Source organism: Alphaproteobacteria bacterium, assembly GCA_018662925.1.
Lineage (GTDB): Bacteria > Pseudomonadota > Alphaproteobacteria > 16-39-46 > JABJFC01 > JABJFC01.
This window is the reverse complement of sequence record JABJFC010000043.1, coordinates 1-18064: the sequence shown is the minus strand read 5'-3', so window position 1 is coordinate 18064 and position 18064 is coordinate 1. Positions and strand designations below refer to the sequence as shown.

General features: G+C 44.0%; 18 protein-coding genes. 7 read left to right on the top strand and 11 right to left on the bottom strand.

The genetic code is table 11. The annotated features are described in order from the left end of the window. Nucleotides 1-3: 3 nt before the first annotated feature. The 3 genes from HOL16_02750 to HOL16_02740 all read right to left on the bottom strand — a co-directional run bounded on the left by HOL16_02750 (nt 4) and on the right by HOL16_02740 (nt 4403). On the bottom strand, nt 4-1533 hold the full coding sequence (locus HOL16_02750; protein ID MBT5389614.1) for a F0F1 ATP synthase subunit alpha: 1530 nt from the start codon (nt 1531-1533) through the stop codon (nt 4-6). Beyond that, nucleotides 1533-2081 (bottom strand): ATP synthase F1 subunit delta, encoded by a 549-nt coding sequence (gene atpH / locus HOL16_02745; protein ID MBT5389613.1) that lies wholly within the window; start codon nt 2079-2081, stop codon nt 1533-1535. Before atpH ends, HOL16_02750 begins: the two co-directional genes overlap by 1 nt. A 78-nt stretch (nt 2082-2159) precedes the next feature. Further along, nucleotides 2160-4403 (bottom strand): primosomal protein N', encoded by a 2244-nt coding sequence (locus HOL16_02740; GenBank protein ID MBT5389612.1) that lies wholly within the window; start codon nt 4401-4403, stop codon nt 2160-2162. A 129-nt stretch (nt 4404-4532) separates the two neighbouring features. Here HOL16_02740 and fsa point away from each other — a divergent pair, with 129 nt between their 5' ends. The 5 genes from fsa (at nt 4533) to HOL16_02715 (ending at nt 9052) form a co-directional block, all read left to right on the top strand. Beyond that, entirely contained in the window at nt 4533-5192 is a 660-nt protein-coding gene (gene fsa / locus HOL16_02735; protein ID MBT5389611.1) for a fructose-6-phosphate aldolase, read from the top strand. A 13-nt stretch (nt 5193-5205) separates the two neighbouring features. Next, nucleotides 5206-5457: a Trm112 family protein gene (locus HOL16_02730; protein ID MBT5389610.1), complete on the top strand. Its 252-nt coding sequence runs from the start codon at nt 5206-5208 to the stop codon at nt 5455-5457. A 3-nt stretch (nt 5458-5460) separates the two neighbouring features. Then, nucleotides 5461-6480, top strand: coding sequence for a tyrosine recombinase XerC (locus tag HOL16_02725; protein ID MBT5389609.1), 1020 nt, complete (start codon nt 5461-5463; stop codon nt 6478-6480). An 84-nt stretch (nt 6481-6564) separates the two neighbouring features. Then, nucleotides 6565-7275 carry a M15 family metallopeptidase gene (locus tag HOL16_02720; GenBank protein ID MBT5389608.1) on the top strand — a complete coding sequence of 237 codons (711 nt, stop codon included), beginning with the start codon at nt 6565-6567 and terminating at the stop codon, nt 7273-7275. Between the two features lie 241 nt (nt 7276-7516). Further along, nucleotides 7517-9052 carry a Fic family protein gene (locus HOL16_02715; protein MBT5389607.1) on the top strand — a complete coding sequence of 512 codons (1536 nt, stop codon included), beginning with the start codon at nt 7517-7519 and terminating at the stop codon, nt 9050-9052. Nucleotides 9053-9110: 58 nt separating this feature from the next. On the opposite strand, the gene HOL16_02710 is transcribed toward HOL16_02715, so the two are convergent. Then, a complete protein-coding gene (locus tag HOL16_02710) occupies nt 9111-10736 on the bottom strand; it encodes a UDP-N-acetylmuramoyl-tripeptide--D-alanyl-D-alanine ligase (protein ID MBT5389606.1) in 1626 nt (541 codons plus the stop codon). Further along, nucleotides 10736-11542: an alpha/beta hydrolase gene (locus HOL16_02705; GenBank protein MBT5389605.1), complete on the bottom strand. Its 807-nt coding sequence runs from the start codon at nt 11540-11542 to the stop codon at nt 10736-10738. Before HOL16_02705 ends, HOL16_02710 begins: the two co-directional genes overlap by 1 nt. 105 nt (nt 11543-11647) lie before the next feature. Here HOL16_02705 and HOL16_02700 point away from each other — a divergent pair, with 105 nt between their 5' ends. After that, nucleotides 11648-12880, top strand: coding sequence for a hypothetical protein (locus tag HOL16_02700; GenBank protein MBT5389604.1), 1233 nt, complete (start codon nt 11648-11650; stop codon nt 12878-12880). Nucleotides 12881-12956: 76 nt separating this feature from the next. Next, on the top strand, nt 12957-13199 hold the full coding sequence (locus HOL16_02695) for a hypothetical protein (GenBank protein ID MBT5389603.1): 243 nt from the start codon (nt 12957-12959) through the stop codon (nt 13197-13199). 7 nt (nt 13200-13206) lie between these two features. Here the strand turns inward: HOL16_02695 and HOL16_02690 are convergent, their stop codons facing one another. From HOL16_02690 to HOL16_02665, 6 genes are all read right to left on the bottom strand, one after another. Continuing rightward, entirely contained in the window at nt 13207-13797 is a 591-nt protein-coding gene (locus HOL16_02690) for a hypothetical protein (protein ID MBT5389602.1), read from the bottom strand. Between the two features lie 146 nt (nt 13798-13943). Continuing rightward, the gene (locus HOL16_02685; protein MBT5389601.1) at nt 13944-14207 is read right to left on the bottom strand and encodes a hypothetical protein; all 264 of its coding nucleotides are present in this window, start codon (nt 14205-14207) and stop codon (nt 13944-13946) included. Then, on the bottom strand, nt 14207-15658 hold the full coding sequence (locus tag HOL16_02680; protein MBT5389600.1) for a TrkH family potassium uptake protein: 1452 nt from the start codon (nt 15656-15658) through the stop codon (nt 14207-14209). Before HOL16_02680 ends, HOL16_02685 begins: the two co-directional genes overlap by 1 nt. A gap of 7 nt (nt 15659-15665) precedes the next feature. Further along, nucleotides 15666-16058, bottom strand: coding sequence for a Co2+/Mg2+ efflux protein ApaG (gene apaG / locus HOL16_02675; GenBank protein ID MBT5389599.1), 393 nt, complete (start codon nt 16056-16058; stop codon nt 15666-15668). Between the two features lie 92 nt (nt 16059-16150). Beyond that, the gene (gene idi / locus HOL16_02670; protein MBT5389598.1) at nt 16151-16708 is read right to left on the bottom strand and encodes an isopentenyl-diphosphate Delta-isomerase; all 558 of its coding nucleotides are present in this window, start codon (nt 16706-16708) and stop codon (nt 16151-16153) included. 14 nt (nt 16709-16722) lie between these two features. Then, on the bottom strand, nt 16723-17898 hold the full coding sequence (locus HOL16_02665) for an acyl-CoA dehydrogenase (protein MBT5389597.1): 1176 nt from the start codon (nt 17896-17898) through the stop codon (nt 16723-16725). Between the last annotated feature and the right edge of the window lie 166 nt (nt 17899-18064).

Below are 18064 nucleotides of genomic sequence, written 5' to 3'. Positions count from 1 at the left end.
GCTCTACGCAAAAGTTGATAAAAATTCATCCAAGAAAGTAGCGAGGGACGCTTCAGTCTCTTCAGATATGAGGTGGTCTCTTCGGATCGCTTCCAGAATACTGGGTTTTTCTACCCTGAGTAGTCCGAGAAATTCAATTTCGAATCGGGTGACATCTTCTACTCTAATGCCATCTAGATAACCCTTTACGCCCGTAAATATGGTAACCACTTGTTCTTCCACAGGCAGAGGGTCGTATTGGGGTTGCTTGAGAAGCTCGGTAAGTCGCTTACCACGATCTAAAAGCCTGCGTGTTGAGGCATCTAGGTCAGAAGAAAACTGTGCGAAAGCCTCCATTTCTCTATATTGGGCTAATTCCAATTTAATACTACCAGCTACCTGTTTCATTGCTTTGATTTGCGCGGCAGATCCTACCCGGCTGACGGATAGCCCCACATTAATAGCGGGGCGAATGCCTTTATAAAACAGATCTGTTTCGAGAAAGATTTGGCCATCGGTAATGGAAATGACGTTGGTGGGAATGTATGCAGACACGTCCCCTGCCTGGGTCTCAATAACCGGTAGGGCGGTTAGAGATCCACCGCCATTTTCTTCGTTCATTTTGGCGGCGCGCTCTAAAAGACGCGAATGGAGATAGAATACGTCTCCTGGATAGGCTTCACGACCGGGAGGACGGCGGAGGACCAAGGACATTTGGCGGTAGGCAACGGCTTGCTTGGAAAGATCGTCATAAACGATAAGAGCATGCATGCCATTATCCCGAAAATACTCCCCCATGGCGCACCCTGCATAGGGGGCTAAGAACAAGAGAGGTGCGGGCTCAGAAGCTGTAGCGGCAACGATGATCGAGTACTCAAGGGCCCCATATTCCTCTAAGGTTTTGACAAGTTGGGCGATGGTTGAACGTTTTTGTCCAATGGCTACATAGATACAATACAGTTTTTCCGATTCGTCCTTGCCTTCATTGGCTTTTTTCTGATTAAGAATCGTATCAATTAGAATCGCCGTCTTTCCTGTTTGGCGATCACCAATGACGAGTTCTCTTTGCCCTCGACCAATAGGAACGAGTGCATCGATTGCTTTAATTCCTGTTTGAACTGGCTCGCAAACAGATTGCCTTGGAATAATGCCAGGTGCCTTTGTTTCAACACGGGCTCGTTGGGTTCCAACAAGAGGGCCCTTTCCATCGATGGGATTTCCTAAAGCATCAACAACACGTCCGAGGAGGCCTTTCCCTACAGGAACGTCTACGATAGAACCGGTTCGTTTTACCGTATCCCCTTCCTTGATTTCACGATCACTTCCAAAGATAACAATACCCACGTTATCTGTTTCTAGGTTAAGGGCCATACCTTTGACGTCATTTGGAAATGTAACCATCTCACCAGCCTGAATATTATCCAGACCGTAAACACGAGCTATACCGTCTCCGACTGAAAGGACTTTCCCAATTTCTGACACTTGGGTTTTGGTGGAGAAATTTTTGATTTCTTCCTTGAGAATTGAAGTGACTTCTGCGGCGCGAAGGGTCATCAAGGGTGTCCTTTCATAGTGGAATGAAGGTTGTGAAGGTGGGTTTTAAGAGAATTATCAATCAAATATGTACCGAAGCGGATGGCCATACCACCCAAAAGTGATGGGTCTACCTTGTTATCAATTTCGACGAGTTTTCCTGTTCCGTCTTTCAAAAGTTTTGTAAGAGTTTGCAACTGGCTTTTGGACATTTCTTTTGTCGATGTGACATGGGCTTTTAAATAACCCTTATGGATTTCTACTTCCTTTAAAAATGCGACAATTATATCCAGTAAATACGCCAAACGGCGATTATGAATAACAAGCCCAATAAAATTTGCCGTTAGCTTTGAAAAGCCTTTTAAGTACGGTTGCAGATGAACTTCTTGTTCCTGTCGATTGAGTGTCGGATTTTTAAGAAAAAACCGAATCGTCTCTTTTCGAGAAATAACCTTAAAAAGCTTAGAAAGATCTTTTCCGACCCGATCGACAGATTTCTCCTCCTCCGCTGCCTTTAGTAAGGCAGTTGCATAACAGTGGGATACCTCAATAACTTTTTCAGCGGACATGATATAATTATTGTTGTTAAAGCCTTTTAAACTCTCTAATTCGTACCATAGTCCTTGGCATGGGACAAGATCGCTCGCTTACAAAAAGCTCTGGGGATCGATATCAATATGCAGCCGTACTTTGGGTGGGATTTTGATTTGGTGAACCCACTGTTGAACAATGCCTTGGACAGAAATCTCTTTTTTAGCTTTCATCAATAATCTCCATCGATATCGTTTCCCAATTAGGGAAAGAGGAGCCGGCGCGGGGCCCATGATCTGGATGTCAGGGTTGTTGGATGGAGCATGTCGTGCGAGGGCTCTTGCACAGGCTTCCACTTCTTGCGGAAAGGGGCCTGTGAGGATAAAGGCGACCAGTTTTCCAAACGGAGGCATATGCGACCATTGTCGCTGGAGAATCTCGTGTTCGATAAATCCATCTCGATCGTGACTCGCCAGGGCCGATATGACTGAATTTTCAGGAAAGTATGTTTGAAGGTAAACGCGTCCTGGCTTTTCTTCGCGGCCACATCGCCCCGATACTTGATGGAGGACTTGATAGGTTTTTTCTGAAGCACGTGGGTCCCCCCCAGAAAGGCCCAGATCCGAGTCTATTACGCCAACAAGAGTGAGTTGGGGGAAATGATGCCCCTTAGCAATGACTTGTGTTCCAATGATTATATCAATTTCATGGTTCTGAATTTTTTGAATGAGTTCTTGGTTTTTTTTCGGACTAGAAAGAGTATCGCTTGTTAAGATCTCTGTGCGCTTTTCTGGATAGAGCCTTGAAATTTCTTCAGCGATTCGTTCAACGCCTGGTCCACAGGCCACAAAAGAATTTTCTTCGGTACATTCGGGGCAATGGGATGGTGGCGAAGTGTGGTGTCCACAATGATGACACTGGAGATTTTGAAGACGTTTGTGGTCAATAAGCCAGGCGCTGCAATTGGGGCACGTAAATCGGTAGCCACAGGCGCGGCAAAGGGTTAGGGGAGCGTATCCTCGACGGTTGAGGAACAAAAGGACTTGTTGATGATCATCGAGCGTTTCGGAGATTTTTTCCCGCAAGGGAGGAGAGATAAAGGCTTGTGTCTTCTCTTCCTTTGCAAGTTGAAACATACCCTTAGAATGCTCGCGCATATCGATGGGATAGACTGTGGGCAGCTGGGCTGACCCGTGGCGTCCTGGTAGGGTGACCATCTGATATTTTTCTTGCTGTACATTTACGATTGATTCCAGAGAAGGAGTTGCGGAAGCCAAAATAATGGGAAACTTACCCATTTGAGCACGTACGATGGCCATATCGCGGCCATGATAAATGACGCCTTCTTCTTGTTTGTAAGACGACTCGTGTTCTTCATCAATTATGATGAGGCCTAAGTTGGGAAATGGCAAAAAGAGGGCAGATCGAGCGCCGACAGCAACTTGAGCCTTCCCTTGAAGGATGAGACGCCAGTTATCTCGTCGTTGTTTGGGCGTCAAATCCGAATGCCAGACCAGGGGCTTTGCCCCAAAGCGTTTCTCAAATCGCTTCAACCACTGGGCACTGAGCGCAATCTCCGGAAGCAAAACAAGACACTGTTTTCCCGATTGAAGGGCTTTTCCTATGGCCTCAAAGTAGACTTCTGTTTTGCCTGAGCCCGTCACGCCATCTATAAGGGTGACGGAAAATTTTTTGTCTTCGAGTCGTTGGTGTAAAAACTGAGCTGCTTCTTTTTGTGACTTGGAAAGCTTAGGACCCTTTAGGTGCCATTTGGGTTTGGAAAAAGATTCGGAGCCATCACAAGGTAGCATGGTTAGTAGGTCTTTCCCCACCAGGTTCCGAACGACTCCTGATCCCACCTGTGCCAGTTCCTGAATCTCCTTAAGGGTAAATGGTTTGTTGGGATCTTTTTTCCATAGGTCGAGTACTCGTTGTCGCTGGGGCGTCGTGCGATCCAGGGAAACAGGGTTGTTTCTGAGATATTTATAGGAACGAGCCTTGGGAGGCGTAAAAGCATCGGGAGCACTGAGAATGAGTTTTAGAACGGCCCCAAGCGGTGCCAAGGTATATTTTGCCACCCATTGGACAAATTTTTTGGATTCACTTGGCAGTGAAGGAATATCATATCGGCAAGAGATGTTCTTAATTTTAGCCAAGTCAAAGCCAGCTGTTTCTTTATTTTGGGGGAGCTCCCATACAACGCCGATAATTTTTCGATTTCGAAAGGGGACTTCTACAAAATCTCCGATTTCTAGAAGCATGCCATTTGGGATGGCGTAATCAAAGGCCTTTTCAAACGGGAGAGGTAGTAAAACACGGGCTCTTTTAGCAGGTTCTTTTCTGCTTTTATCCTTTGCGATAAAGTCTAAGGGAAGAAGGGCTTGTTTCACGGCAGTATTTCAGTTTAAAAGTAAGGGGTCTAGTTTGAGGTTTATCAAGGTTTACCTCATTTGCCAATAAGTTTGCCAATGAACAATAGGATTTAATCGATGAAATTTTTCTTAGATACGGCGGATGTTGAAGAAATTAAAGATTTAGCACAGACAGGCCTCGTAGATGGTGTCACCACAAACCCTTCCTTGGTGGCAAAAACTGGGCGTGATTTCAAAGAAATTCTCAAGGAAATATGTGCCATTATTTCTGGGCCCGTGAGTGCAGAGGTGACGGCGACCGATTATGATTCTATGATGAAGGAAGGACTTCACTTGGCAAAAATAGCGCCTAATATTGCTATCAAGGTGCCACTGACGATGGAGGGCCTAAGGGCTTGTCGCTCTTTCAGGGAAAAAGGTATTCTTGTCAATGTGACTCTCTGTTTTTCCCCTTCTCAGGCTCTTTTGGCTGCAAAGGCCGGGGCCAGCTTTATTTCGCCATTCATAGGCCGGTTGGATGATATTGGCCAAGATGGGATGGAACTGTTGGCTAGTATTCGAGAAATCTATGACAACTACCCTGAGATTGAAACCGAGATTCTCGCTGCCTCTATTCGTCATACGCGCCATGTTGTAGAATCAGCTGAGCTGGGTATTGATATTGCCACCATCCCACCGTCAATCTTGAAAAAGTTGGTTGAGCATCCTTTAACTGACAAGGGACTGGATGCCTTCTTGAAGGATTGGAAGAAAACAAATCAAAGTATCGTTGCATAGGAGTCAAAGTAAAATGGTCCCTCCAAAGAAACCAACTTCAAAGCCAGAAAAAAAGTCTGTAAAGAAGACAGTTTCTAAAAATTCTACGGAATCTGGTCCTCAAGTGGATCCAAAGTTGCTAGAAATTTTGGTTTGTCCCGTGACCAAGCAAACACTCGTCTATGATCGTGTGGCCAATGAGCTGATTAGCAAATCGGCCGGACTTGCATATCCCATCCGAAACGGTATTCCTATCATGCTGCCTGATGAAGCGCGTGAGTTGTAATGGATGGCTTCCAAACAGGATAGTAATTCGCAAGAGGAACCTTCGAGGACCAACGAGAAGCGATGGGATGCCAGCGACTTAATATCTGAAACTCAGTTTTTTACGTTTCTCTCGCCCTCTCTCCTTTCCGCTCTTGATCAGTGGCAGCGGTGGCTCCGAGACGAGCGACGTTCGTCACCAGCGACACTGGGAACCTATTTTTATGACTTGAAGGCATTTTTCCAGTTTCTTACCTCCCATTTAGATGACGAAATCATCTCCCTTAAAGCTCTCGAATCTCTGACAGCACAGGATTTTCGCGCTTGGCTGGCCCATCGGGCCCAAGAAGAGCGGGCCCGTGCCTCTACTGCTCGAGCCTTGTCGGTCTTGAGATCGCTTTTTCGTTTTCTAGAGCGGTTTGAGTTGGCCAAAAACCCAGTAATTTTCACTATCAGAACACCCAAAATGCCAAAAAATCTGCCGAGATTTTTGTCACCCGAGGATGTTCAGGATCTTTTGGACACGACCGGAGATATAAGTGATGATGCTTGGATTACAAAACGAGATCTTGCTCTTTTAACATTATTGTACGGAGCAGGCCTCAGGCTCAGCGAGGCTCTGAACCTAAACTGCAAGGACATAACAACTGGGGAGACCTTAAAAGTTCTTGGAAAGGGAAATAAAGAGCGCCTGGTTCCTATGTTGCCTGTTATTAAAGAGCGAATTCAGTCTTATTTGGACAACAGTCCTTTTCCCCAATCGGATGATACACCCTTATTTCTTGGGGCGAGAGGCAAGCGATTTCATCCAAGAATGGCTCAGGGACAACTCCAAAAATTACGGGTGCTTCTTAATTTGCCCGAGTCAACAACCCCCCACGTATTGCGCCATACTTTTGCGACTCACCTTCTTTCAGCTGATGGGGATCTTCGGACCATCCAAGAGCTTCTGGGGCATGCCTCATTGAGCTCCACTCAGCGCTATGCCCATGCGGACACCAAGCGGCTTTTGGCTGTGCACAAAAAAGCTCACCCACGGGGGTGAGGGGGAGCCACTTGCTTTTGAAAGGGAAATAACGCACTTTCATAAATAGTAAGTTACATGTGTCCATAAAGCAAAAAGCAGCCCATGACAGTTCCTAAGACAGTTTCTTCACCACTCTTCCCAGGATTTTCCTATCTTGAAGATATTGACTCTACGATTCTTCAGGAAGTTCGTTATGCCGGCCCTCATAATTTTATCGGAAGACCCATCGATGGATATGAAGCGGCTCGATGTGTCGTGTCGGACAAACTGGGGCAAGGGATAGCGGCAGTTCAAGAGGAAGTACGCAAGGATAATTACACGCTCAAGGTGTACGATGCTTATCGCCCCCTAAGATCCGTCGTGAATTTTGCCAAGTGGGCCATGGATTTAGAGGATCTTCTTATGAAGGAGGAGTTTTATCCAGAGATAAATAAAGCGCACTTGTTTGATTTAGGTTACATAGGATTTCGCTCTCAACACAGCCGAGGGTGTGCTGTCGATTTGACCTTGGTGCCACTGACAATACCGGATCAAGATACGTACCGAAGCGGTGATCAGCTGGTGGATGCTCGTTTACCTAAAGGCCAGCGTTTTAATGATAACAGCATTGAAATGGGTACCGGCTTTGATTGCTTTGACGAAATGTCCCACACGGCCTGTCCACGGATTTCAGAGGAAGCCAAAAAGAATCGAGCATATCTGACCAAGGTCATGGAGACGCATGGTTTTGAAAACTATGAAAAAGAATGGTGGCATTTTTCGTTAAAAGACGAGCCTTTTCCAGAAACTTATTTTGATTTTCCGGTGCGATAATACACAATAAGCTAATAATTCCACGGCAGTTAAAACTAATTATTCAACAGTGAAAAAACTAGAATTTCTTGTTTTTCAATGGATTATTTGCATTCAACTTTTATCTATGTCTGAAATGATAGCGCAAGGTGGTTTTTTTGTGACATAATAAACTAATTATGCTACAACATAATAAACTAATAATTCCACGGCAGTTAAAACTAAATATTCAACGGTGCAAAAAACTAAAAGTTCAGATATTATGGCGAAGCCTTCGGAAAAACTCGCACAATCTCTTCAGATACTAAAAAAACTTCAAAGCGAAGGTATTGTTGCTATCCGATCAAGAGATATTTCTCGTGTGCATCGCGAGCGACTTATAAAAAATTCCTTTCTGAAAGAGGTGGTAAAAGGATGGTTTATAGGAATACGCCCAGAGGGAATAGTTGGTGAAAGTACGGATTGGTACTCATCTTTTTGGGGATTTTTTCCGCGATATTTTCAAACACGATTTGGCGAGGAGTGGAGTCTATCTCCTGAACAATCGATACAACTTTTCGTTGGAAACAAAACAGTACCTCAACAACTGCTTGTTCGAGCCCCTAAAGCGCAAAATAATATGACTTCATTAATTTATGGCGTTTCTATTCTTGAGGTTCGGGCGAAATTGCCAGACCCAAAAGAAATAAGAAATAAAGAAGGGATGCGTCTTTTTTCTCTTCCAGCAGCATTGGTTTTTTGTTCTCCAGGCTTTTTTCGCCAAAATCCGATTGATGTACGCTCCGCTTTAGCAATGATAAAGGATGCTTCTGAAATTTTACGTCTGCTTCTTGAAGGGGGGCATAATTTTGTTGCAGGAAGACTCGTAGGAGCATTTCGAAATAATCAACAAGATAGGATTGCGGATGAAATTTTGGAAACAATGCATAGTGCTGGATACGAAACGCGTGAAAATGATCCTTTCGCCTCTCCTTCAATGCCGATTTCTCTCAGTGATAATAGGTCAAAATACGTTAATCGTATTAGACTTATGTGGCAGCAGATGAGAGGGCCAGTTTTAGAAGAGTTTCCTTCCATGAAGTTTGGCAAGGTTTCAACCGAAGATTATCTTGGGCGAATTGAGGACGAATATGTTGAGGATGCCTATAATTCATTATCAATAGAGGGATATAGGATCACTCCAGAATTGATTGAAAGGGTAAGGACGGGGGAATGGGACCCTGAAAACATTGAAACTGATCAAGAGCATAAGAACGCTCTTGTAGCGCGTGGTTATTGGCTTGCGTGGCAATCTGTAGAACAAAGTATAAAAAAAGTTCTTGAAGGTGAAAATCCAGGAGTTGTGGTAGAGGAAGATCATAAAGTTTGGTACCGAGAAATGTTTTCACCAAGTATTTTAGCAGGATTTTTACGTCCTAGTGATCTTGCAGGATATCGCAATGAGCAGGTGTTCATTCGACAGTCTATGCATGTTCCTCCAAATCCGAAAGCAGTACCTGAAATGATGGGGGAGTTTTTTCATTTATTGACATCAGAGAAAGAGCCAACAGTTCGGATTGTTCTTGGCCATTTTATATTTGTATATATCCATCCGTATATGGATGGAAATGGCAGAATAGGTCGTTTTTTGATGAATTTGATGCTTGCAGCAGCTCGTTATCCTTGGATGACTATTCCATTAGGTGATAGGAAAACCTATATGACTGCACTTGAAAAAGCGAGCGTACACCAAAATATAAAGCCGTTTGCTAATTATTTATCGGGGTTGCTTTCTAAATCCCACAAGAAATTTAGTTAGATTAATAACTCTTAGAAAGTTTAGGAAATTGGATTTCAAAATTTCTAGGGCTTTCCCTCTACAGCTTCAGCTTTTCTTCGAATAAATCGGGTAAGTCATTTTCAAAGAGAATCACGTCATTAGCGGTTCCATTTTGGGTAATCCAATTTTTGGCTTCTGCAAAAGAGCTGCAGGGGATGACCTGTTGATCTTTCTTGGAGTTCTCGTTGAATCCTGCTGTCAAAGTTGGGATGCGCTCTGAGCCGATAACGAGCATAATATCAGCACATTCTGCGGCCTTCTGACCAAGCCGTTTGTGTTCCCTATCGTGGGCCTCTCCCAATTCGATCATTCCGGGTGTAACAAGAATACGCCGCTTCCTCTTTTGCCCGAGAGTATTGAGCAACGAGAGGGCTGAAAGAAAACCATCCACATTGGAATTATAGGCATCGTCGATGATGATTGAGCCATTATTTCCTCGGGAGACTTCTAAGCGATGCTCAATTTGTGGGAGCGTTTTGAGGGAGGCCACAATGGTTTTTTCAGGAACTTCCAAGTGTTTGGCGAGAGAGAATGCTGCCGTAATATTGGCACATTGGTGCAGACCGTAGAGGGGTGTTTCGATAGCATAGGCTTTTCCAGCACAATGGATCTTGAAGGAAAGGCCCGAGGACGTTTCTTTTACATCTGTGTAATAGGTTTCATGGGGAAACTCATGTTTTTTTGAACCAAAAGGATAAGTCTCAGGATGAGTCTTCATACGACTTTTTAGAAAGGCTTTTGGTGTAGAGTCAGCAGGAACGACTAGTATTCCTGCCATTTCAGAGACTTTGTCTGCTAGTTCATATTTTGCATTGAGAATGCGTTCCGGGCTTTTAAATCGCTCCAAATGGGCGATTCCTATGGCTGTAATGATTCCGTGTGTTGGCGAGACAAAATCACTAAGCCTCTTGATGGATCCAGGGCCATACGCACCCATCTCAACAACGAAATATTCATGCTTTGAGGTCAGTCCATCAAAAATACTACGGCAAATTCCCATGACGGTGTTAAAGCTCTTTGGCGTGATTAGGGTTGGAGATACGGTGGAGAGGATATGTCCCAATATGTGCTTTGTGGAGGTCTTTCCATAGGACCCTGTAATGCCGATAACGGTTGGGCTTAGCTTTTTTAGTTTACGAAGAGCTTTCTTCCGGATTCTCCATTGAATTCCTTTTTCCACCGGACAGAGCAAAAAATTTGCAATGGGCAGGAACATAGGAATCAGCTGTACAAGCAAAAGCCAGCCAATGGTCTGTTTTATTTCCAAGGGAAGATAGAAACTGACGAAAAACGCACACAAGACCGATAGAATAAGAGAAAGCACCAAGATTCGTGTGGCTCTCTTTGTAAGAACAAGGGGCTTTTTCCCCTTACTTCTGGGATTGTTTTCGAGAAGACCAAAAAAGAGGAACAAGAGGGAAAAGGTAAATTGATAGATATCGGCTTCATCAAAAGGAGGCACGATCAGCAATAAGATAAAAGCGGCAAACAGACTAAGGGAGAGCTTTCGGTCAACTGTGAAGTTTCTAGCGCACCAAGCCAAGAACCTTTGCCCATCATATTCTTCTTGTTGGAAATAGCGAAGGAATGTTAGGAGTCGCTTAAAGCTGAAAAATCCAAAGGCAAAGGGAATAAGGAGGGAGATAAAGAGCGTATTTTCCATTAGGAATCCTTTTTGTTAAAGCCTTCAAGAAAGGCCGCGATCAGAGAAGTTACTTGTGAGCGGCCTCCAGCAAGAATGGAATAGTGATCGAATAAGGGCAAGCGATGCAATTGAGCGTTCGCAATGAGCTTTTGGAATCTTTCACCATATTCAGGTGGCGTTTCCGTATCCTTTTCCCCATATATAAGTAACGTGGGCTGGGTGATAGAGGCAGCGACGGTAGACAAGTCCTCATTTACCGTTTTGACGAGGATATTGCGGAGAGGGCCCGATCTTTTGTAGTCGGTGCTTCCGAAGGAAGTCCTGAGTTTTTGCAAAAGGTGCGTTCCAAAAAGACGATCAAAGACGGATACAGCCTTTGCCAAGATCTTATAGCGGAAAATTTTTAATTTAATCCGCAGGGGTTTCGGTCTTTTTAAGCCTGCGCCGGCAATAAGAACGAGTCCTTGGACCAACTCTGGATACAGATTGGCCAATTGGAGGGCAACTCTTCCCCCAAATGAATGGCCAATGATAATGGTTGGCATGGAAGGTTCCTTGGAAAGCCATTGGGAAAGTCCTTGAGCATAGTCCTCTGTTCCCCAGTCACTGGGTGGAACAGGTGCTTCCCCGAATCCGGGGCAATCTACAAAATGATTCAGGGCCCTTTTCTCAAAGAAAGGCTGAAAGGCTGTGAAAGCATTGCGATTTTGTGCCCATCCAGGGAGCCAAACGAGGCGAAGGGAAGGTGATTTTATGCCAGAGAGGGTTTCGACATAGAACGTTCCCCCATTTTCCTGGCAGGTCTTTACATTTGTGTTTCCCATGACCCTATTGTTTTTTCTCCGTGGGACGTATATGACTTCTGAAGGGTAAAATACCTTAGCACAGGCCAGTTGGCTAATGATTTTTTCGTATTGAGGAGACTCGCCATGACATCAGATCGCAAAACAGTTGCAGTTTTCTTTGGTGGAACATCTTTTGAACATGATGTGAGTGTGTTGACGGGCCTACAAACGTTGGAGTCCATCGATAGCAACAAGTTCGACACTTTGCCCGTTTATATTTCACCAGAAGGAGTGTGGTATACGGGGTCGGCTCTCCTCGATCGTAGAAATTATCTCTTGTCTTCGGAGACTAAATCTAAACTATATCAAGTGAATCCAGTTACCTCTTTAATTGCTTGGAACAAAAAAGAAGACACAAATAAATTGGTTTTAGAAGGAACCCAAAAGGGATCTTTTTTGGGAAAGAAGAAAGCAATTTTTGAAGTGGATATGGTCATTCCTGCACTCCACGGAGGAACGGGAGAAAATGGATCCATTCAGGGGTTGCTCGAAGTAGCCAATGTTCCTTACACAGGGTGTCGTGTTTTGGGCTCTTCTGTGTGCATGGATAAAGACTTTTCAAAGCGTGTGTTTGCGGCATTGGGGATTCCGACGGTTCCAGGTGTTGAAATCAGTCGTCCCGAGACGGGTGTTTTTTCAGATACCAAAGAACTTGCACGGCTTATGAAAGCTGTTGAGGGGCCATGGTGTGTTAAGCCTTGTAATTTGGGGAGTAGCGTGGGGGTCTATAAGGCAGAGACTCTAGAAGATCTTCAGTCGTCATTGGCGTCCGTTTTTAAACTGGACGATAGTGCCGTGGTGGAAAAATTTATTCCCAATTTAGTTGAATATAATGTGGCTGTGACGCAGGCCTTTGGCAAAGTTTTGACCTCCGCCATCGAGCGTCCTATCCGAGAAAAAGGGCTGCTGAGTTTTACGGATAAGTATCTGGCGGCAGGAGGATTAGAGACAAAATTGTCGGGTCCAGTTGATAATTCAGTTATGTCGAAGAGTCGTGTCTTTCACCCTCCAGAACTTAAAAAGGCCCAGGAAAAATCTATTCGGGAATGGGCAGAAAAGGCCTTTATCGGGTTTGGAGGCTGTGGTGCTGTACGTATGGATTTTCTATGTGACGAAAAATCCGGTGAAATTTGGATCAATGAAGTCAACACCTATCCGGGTTCTTTGGCCTATTATTTGTGGGAAGCACGAGAAGAGCCGATCATCTTTACTGATCTCCTATCGGCCCTCATTGAAGAAGGTTTTAGAATTCATAAAAAGCAACAGCGGACCATTGAACCCCAAGCAGGGGGCGCGGCCATCTTTAAAAGAGGCTAGATTGTAAAAATAGAGCTACCGTGATAAAATCCATTACAGGTGAGCTGTTTAATAATAAAAACAAGGAATTAAAATCATGTCAAAAAAGGTAATTGCTCTATCTGCTTTAGGTGCTGCTTGTGTGACAGGCAACTCTGGGAATGGAATGGCCAAAAGCTTGGATTGTGTAGATTTGGAAGTGTTAGTAGATCCTGTTTGTCATGAAGGAAATATGGAAGAAGCTAAAAGAAAGACTAGTGGGTGTGACATTTGTGGTCATCCACAAGTTTGTGGTTGTGTTGCCTGTGGCAATGCACTCTCCATGAGCAAAAAAGCTTAGAGTCCAGCTACTTTCCCAATGGGAAACTATACAATACTTTGAGTAAGTTCCCATGATACCCCAGTTTCCCGATTCCAATACGGTCAAAAGTGATATCAAGTGGTTTGTACTTAACTTTTTTCAGTGTGGATTTAATAGAGGCATTTTTTTTGGTTCCATAAGCCAGGGTAAAATGGGGGTTGTATCCTGTTTCAGGAACGTTCCAATGAAGGCCGTATTTTTTGAGCAATTTTTGTTTTGTATCTGAAATGCCTTGCTCTACATCTCTAGTCAATTGCATCAATATTCTATCAGAAGTTCTGATTTCGAATAGTTTATCTTGATAAAAGAGATCACAAATTTTTTTAAGCGCTTCATTTAATTCCAAGTTCATAAAAATATTTTCTTGAGTGTCCTCCAAATTTGGAATGGATTGAATGTAAATAGGTTGGGAGGATTCTGCTAAAATTTGGATTTTTTTCTTCAATTTGTGGAGGCCTTTTTTGTTGAAAATGCCTTGAAAAATAGAAGAATGAAGAATGTTTTCTTTTCTATTCCATTGAACCCCAGCCTTTATTAAATTTTGCCAAAGATCCCCTCTTTTTTTGAGGATTTTCATTTCTGAGGCTTTACTTGGCAAAAGGAAAATACCTATTTCCTCTGCATTTGAGAAACTAGAAGCAAAGAGATTTAAGAATAGAAGAGTAAGGAGACTTTTTTTCACTATCATATTTTCCAAAGAAGATCTCTGTCGTTCAGCCTATCCTACTTCTCCATTAACTTAAATTTAATCAGCCACTTGTTTATTTCAGTGTCGGCTCCTAGATAGGCTTTCTTAAATCTGGGAGACTTTTTCTCGAGCCACAGCAGGACCTTTTGGGCCCAGGGATGGTCTTTGAGAAGGATTAGGCCTAGGGCTATGAAGAACCAACCTTGAAAAATCGGGATAAATCCTCCAATTATACCCAATAAGATACAAGCGTAACCTAGCAGAGTGCGTCGTATATATTTACCGTTCTTGTGTGCCATTATTCTTTCCAAAAAGAAGGTGTGAAGAGCACGATAATGGTTAGAAGTTCCAATCGTCCCAAAAACATCCCTCCCATCATGATCCACTTTGCAGCATCACTTAAGGGGGCGTAGGTCTCGCCTGGGCCAATAACTTTACCGAGCCCGGGTCCAATGTTGCTGACGGCAGAAACTGCAGCTGAGAGGCTTGTTAGAAAATCCATACCTGTAAGGGAGAATGCGACACCCAAAAAAGCATAACTTAAGCCATAAAGGGCGAAAAATGTGAGAACAGATGAAAAGACACTTTCGGTAATTTGCTTTCCATTATATGTCGCGACGAATACGCCATGGGGACGCCTAAGCTGTTTGAGATGCATCCGGGCAATGGCAAACAGGACTTGGAATCGAAATATTTTAATGCCACCTGATGTAGATCCGGTACAACCTCCGATGAACATGAGAAAGAAAAAAGCAAGGGTCACAAAGCTAGTCCCGACACTGTAGTCGCTGACAGAAAATCCAGTGGTGGTCAGAACTGAGACGACATTGAATGATGTATTTAAAATGGTGGTAAAGGGATCTAAGGGATTCTGAAATACGTGATAGGTTACAATAATGGCGAGTGCTGATAAGAGAAAGAATATGTATCCTCGAAGCTGAGAGTCTCCCAAAAAAGCTTTGCTATCTCCACGTCCAAAGCGAACGAAGAGGATAAGCGTGCTGCCCCCTAATAGCATGAAGAAGATGGTCACAAGTTTTATGGCAGGATCTGAGTAGTGGCCAATAGAGGCATCAGAAGTGGAAAATCCCCCTGTAGCAATGGTGGTCATCCCATTACAAATGGATTCAAATGGCAACATGCCGGCAAGCCATAGAGCTGAGGCACATAAGAGGGTTAACAAGAAATATGTGGAGAAAATGGCAATAGATATTTGAGAAGCTCGAGGCAAAATCTTTTCAGAGCGATCGGAAAATTCACTGTGAAAGAGCTGCATGCCTCCGATTCTCAGGATGGGAAGAATAGTTAATGCCATGACGATAATACCAATTCCTCCGAGCCATTGCAAAAGAGCTCGCCAGAGAAGGATGCCTCGGGGCGCTACGTCTAGCCCCTTGATGATGGTGGCACCGGTGGTGGTAAGGGCTGATGTTCCCTCGAAAAAGGCATCCGTGAAGCTTAAATCAAGGGAAGAAAATAAAAAGGGAAGAGAGGCAAACACACACAATGAAACCCAACTTGCTGTAGTAAGGAAAAAGATCTCTCTTATGGTTAAAGAAATCGGGCCAGAAGGGCGATTACTTAAATACATCAAGATGCCCATCGTTCCTGTAATAACGGAAGAGAGCGCAAATACTTCCCAGTCGGAATCCACCAACAAAAGATCGACTAGGGTTGGGGCTAACATTGCCCCAGATAGTATGATGAGTAGAATTCCAATGAGGTAGAAAATTGGCCTGAAGGCAAGCATTACTTTCCTATTGTATGGAAACCATTTGATACGGACTATCTAGTGAAAAGGATGGGATTTTGACATTAAACATTTCACCATTTTGATTGACCATCCCATATTCTCCCCCCATGATTCCAGAGGGAGTATTTAGAGGAGCACTGCTGGCATACTCAAATGTCTCACCTGGTTTGAGGGTTGGATGTTGACCTATAACACCATCTCCCTGGATGTGTTGGTCAGCCCCATGAGCATCTGTGATGCGCCATTGGCGGGTGCATAATTTGATCGTATCCTCACTGAGGTTTTCAATTCGGATATGGTAAGCCCACAAAAAATGATTGTGGATAGGGACCGACTCCGTATCTAAAAATACGGGCTTTACTGAAACGCGGATTGAGTTGCTTGTTTCAGAATACATATGGGTCCTAATTTCCTCCTGCAAATCAAATTTTCACAAATCATTTATCAACTGAACTCAAACATATTCGCAAGGGGAATGAAAGGGCTAACTTACGCTTTTTCTAATGGAGAACACTTATAAGATTGCTCAAGTCTACATAAGTGGTCCCAATGCTTTTGGAGATAAAAGCTGAACCAATAGCTATAATCTTTTGATTGCAATATGTTGTTTTTGAAATCAGAGAGCCGGAGCCATGTCCACTCCTCAACTTCATCTGGATTGATTGTAAAATCTCCCTCAAAGGTGCCCGCGTAAAAATGAACGATTTCATTTTCTGTCAGACCATTGTCCAGATCGACTTTGTAGTATGTGACAAATTCGTGTTTGAGAGGGCATTGAAATCCCATTTCTTCCTGGAGGCGCCGATGAGCCGCTTGTTCTGTACGTTCATGGGGACGGGGATGTCCACAGCATGTGTTGGTCCAGAGGCCACCAGAGTGATATTTGTTTGGATTACGCTTTTGCAGAAGGACTTCTCCATGTTTGTTATAAATGAGAATAGAAAAGGCACGATGTTGAAGCCCCTTTTCGTGGGCCTCAATTTTTTCCATTTCTCCTGTGGGAGAATCTTGCTCATCAACCAATATAAGCTGTTCATTTGTCTTCATAATCATAGGGGTTCCTAAAAAGCAGAAATGTCTGTTTGGGCTCGTCCCAGGATGAGTGCGTGGATATCCTGGGTGCCTTCGTAAGTGTTTACGGCTTCCAAGTTCACCATATGACGCATGACATGGTACTCATCCACAATGCCATTTGCGCCTAAGATGTCCCTTGCGAGTCTGGCGCTTTCCAATGCCTTTAAGCAGGAGTTCCGTTTTAGCATAGAGATCCCTTCCGGTGTAATCGTTCCTTGATCCATAAGACGTCCCAATCGCAAAGAAGCATGAAGGCCCGTCGTGAGTTCCGTCTGTATATCAGCCAGCTTTTTCTGAATCAACTGCTTGCTTGCAATGGGATTGCCGAACTGAAGGCGATCAAGGGCATACTCTCTTGCAATATGCCAGCAAGCTTCGCCAGCGCCTAAAGCGCCCCATGCAATGCTGTGACGGGCTCGATTGAGGCATTGAAATACAGCCTTAAAGCCTTTGGCTTTTGGTAGGAGATTGTCTTCGGATACAACGACATCTTCCATGTGGATTTCCCCCGTTGGGGATGTTTTAAGACCAATTTTTCCCTCAATACGAGGAGTGGAGAGCCCTTTCATTCCTTCCTCCAAGATGAATCCTCTTATGATTTCATCTTCATCTCTGGCCCAGACCATAAAGACGTGGGCGATGGGGGAATTGGTAATCCACATTTTTGAGCCATTAAGTATCCAATTATTGCCGTCTCGGCGTGCCCGAGTTTGCATGCCGCTAGGATCTGAACCATGGTCAGGTTCTGTAAGGCCAAAACATCCAATCCATTCACCGGATAGTAATTTTGGGAGATATTTTTTCTTTTGGGCCTCTGATCCAAAGGTATTGATAGGAAATATGACCAAGCTTGATTGGACGCTAAGGGCTGAGCGATAGCCACTATCAACTCGTTCTAACTCTCGGGCAATAAGTCCATATCCTACATAGGAAGCATCCGGATTCTCCTTGGTTTTAAGAGAGGCACTGAAATATCCTAATCGGCCCATTTCCGTCATAATTTTCTGATCAAATGTCTCGGTTCGAAAGGCTTGTGTGACGCCAGGTAATAGCTCGTTTTGGGCGAAATCGCGGGCTGAATCCCGTATAAGGCGTTCTTCTGAAGAGAGTTCACCTTCAAAATCCAGGGGATCGTTCCACTTAGGAAGAGGTTTTTCAGTCATATGGTTTCCTCGAATGGCATACTAGGACCCTAGATCCGAGATAGAGAAACAAAAAAGCTCTGAGTACGAGGAAATAGCTGGAAAAGGAGAGAAAAAGGGTTACACTCTTTAGGTGAAAACGTAACCCCTTCTTAAGAAATATTATTATGAAGCTAGCATCATTTTC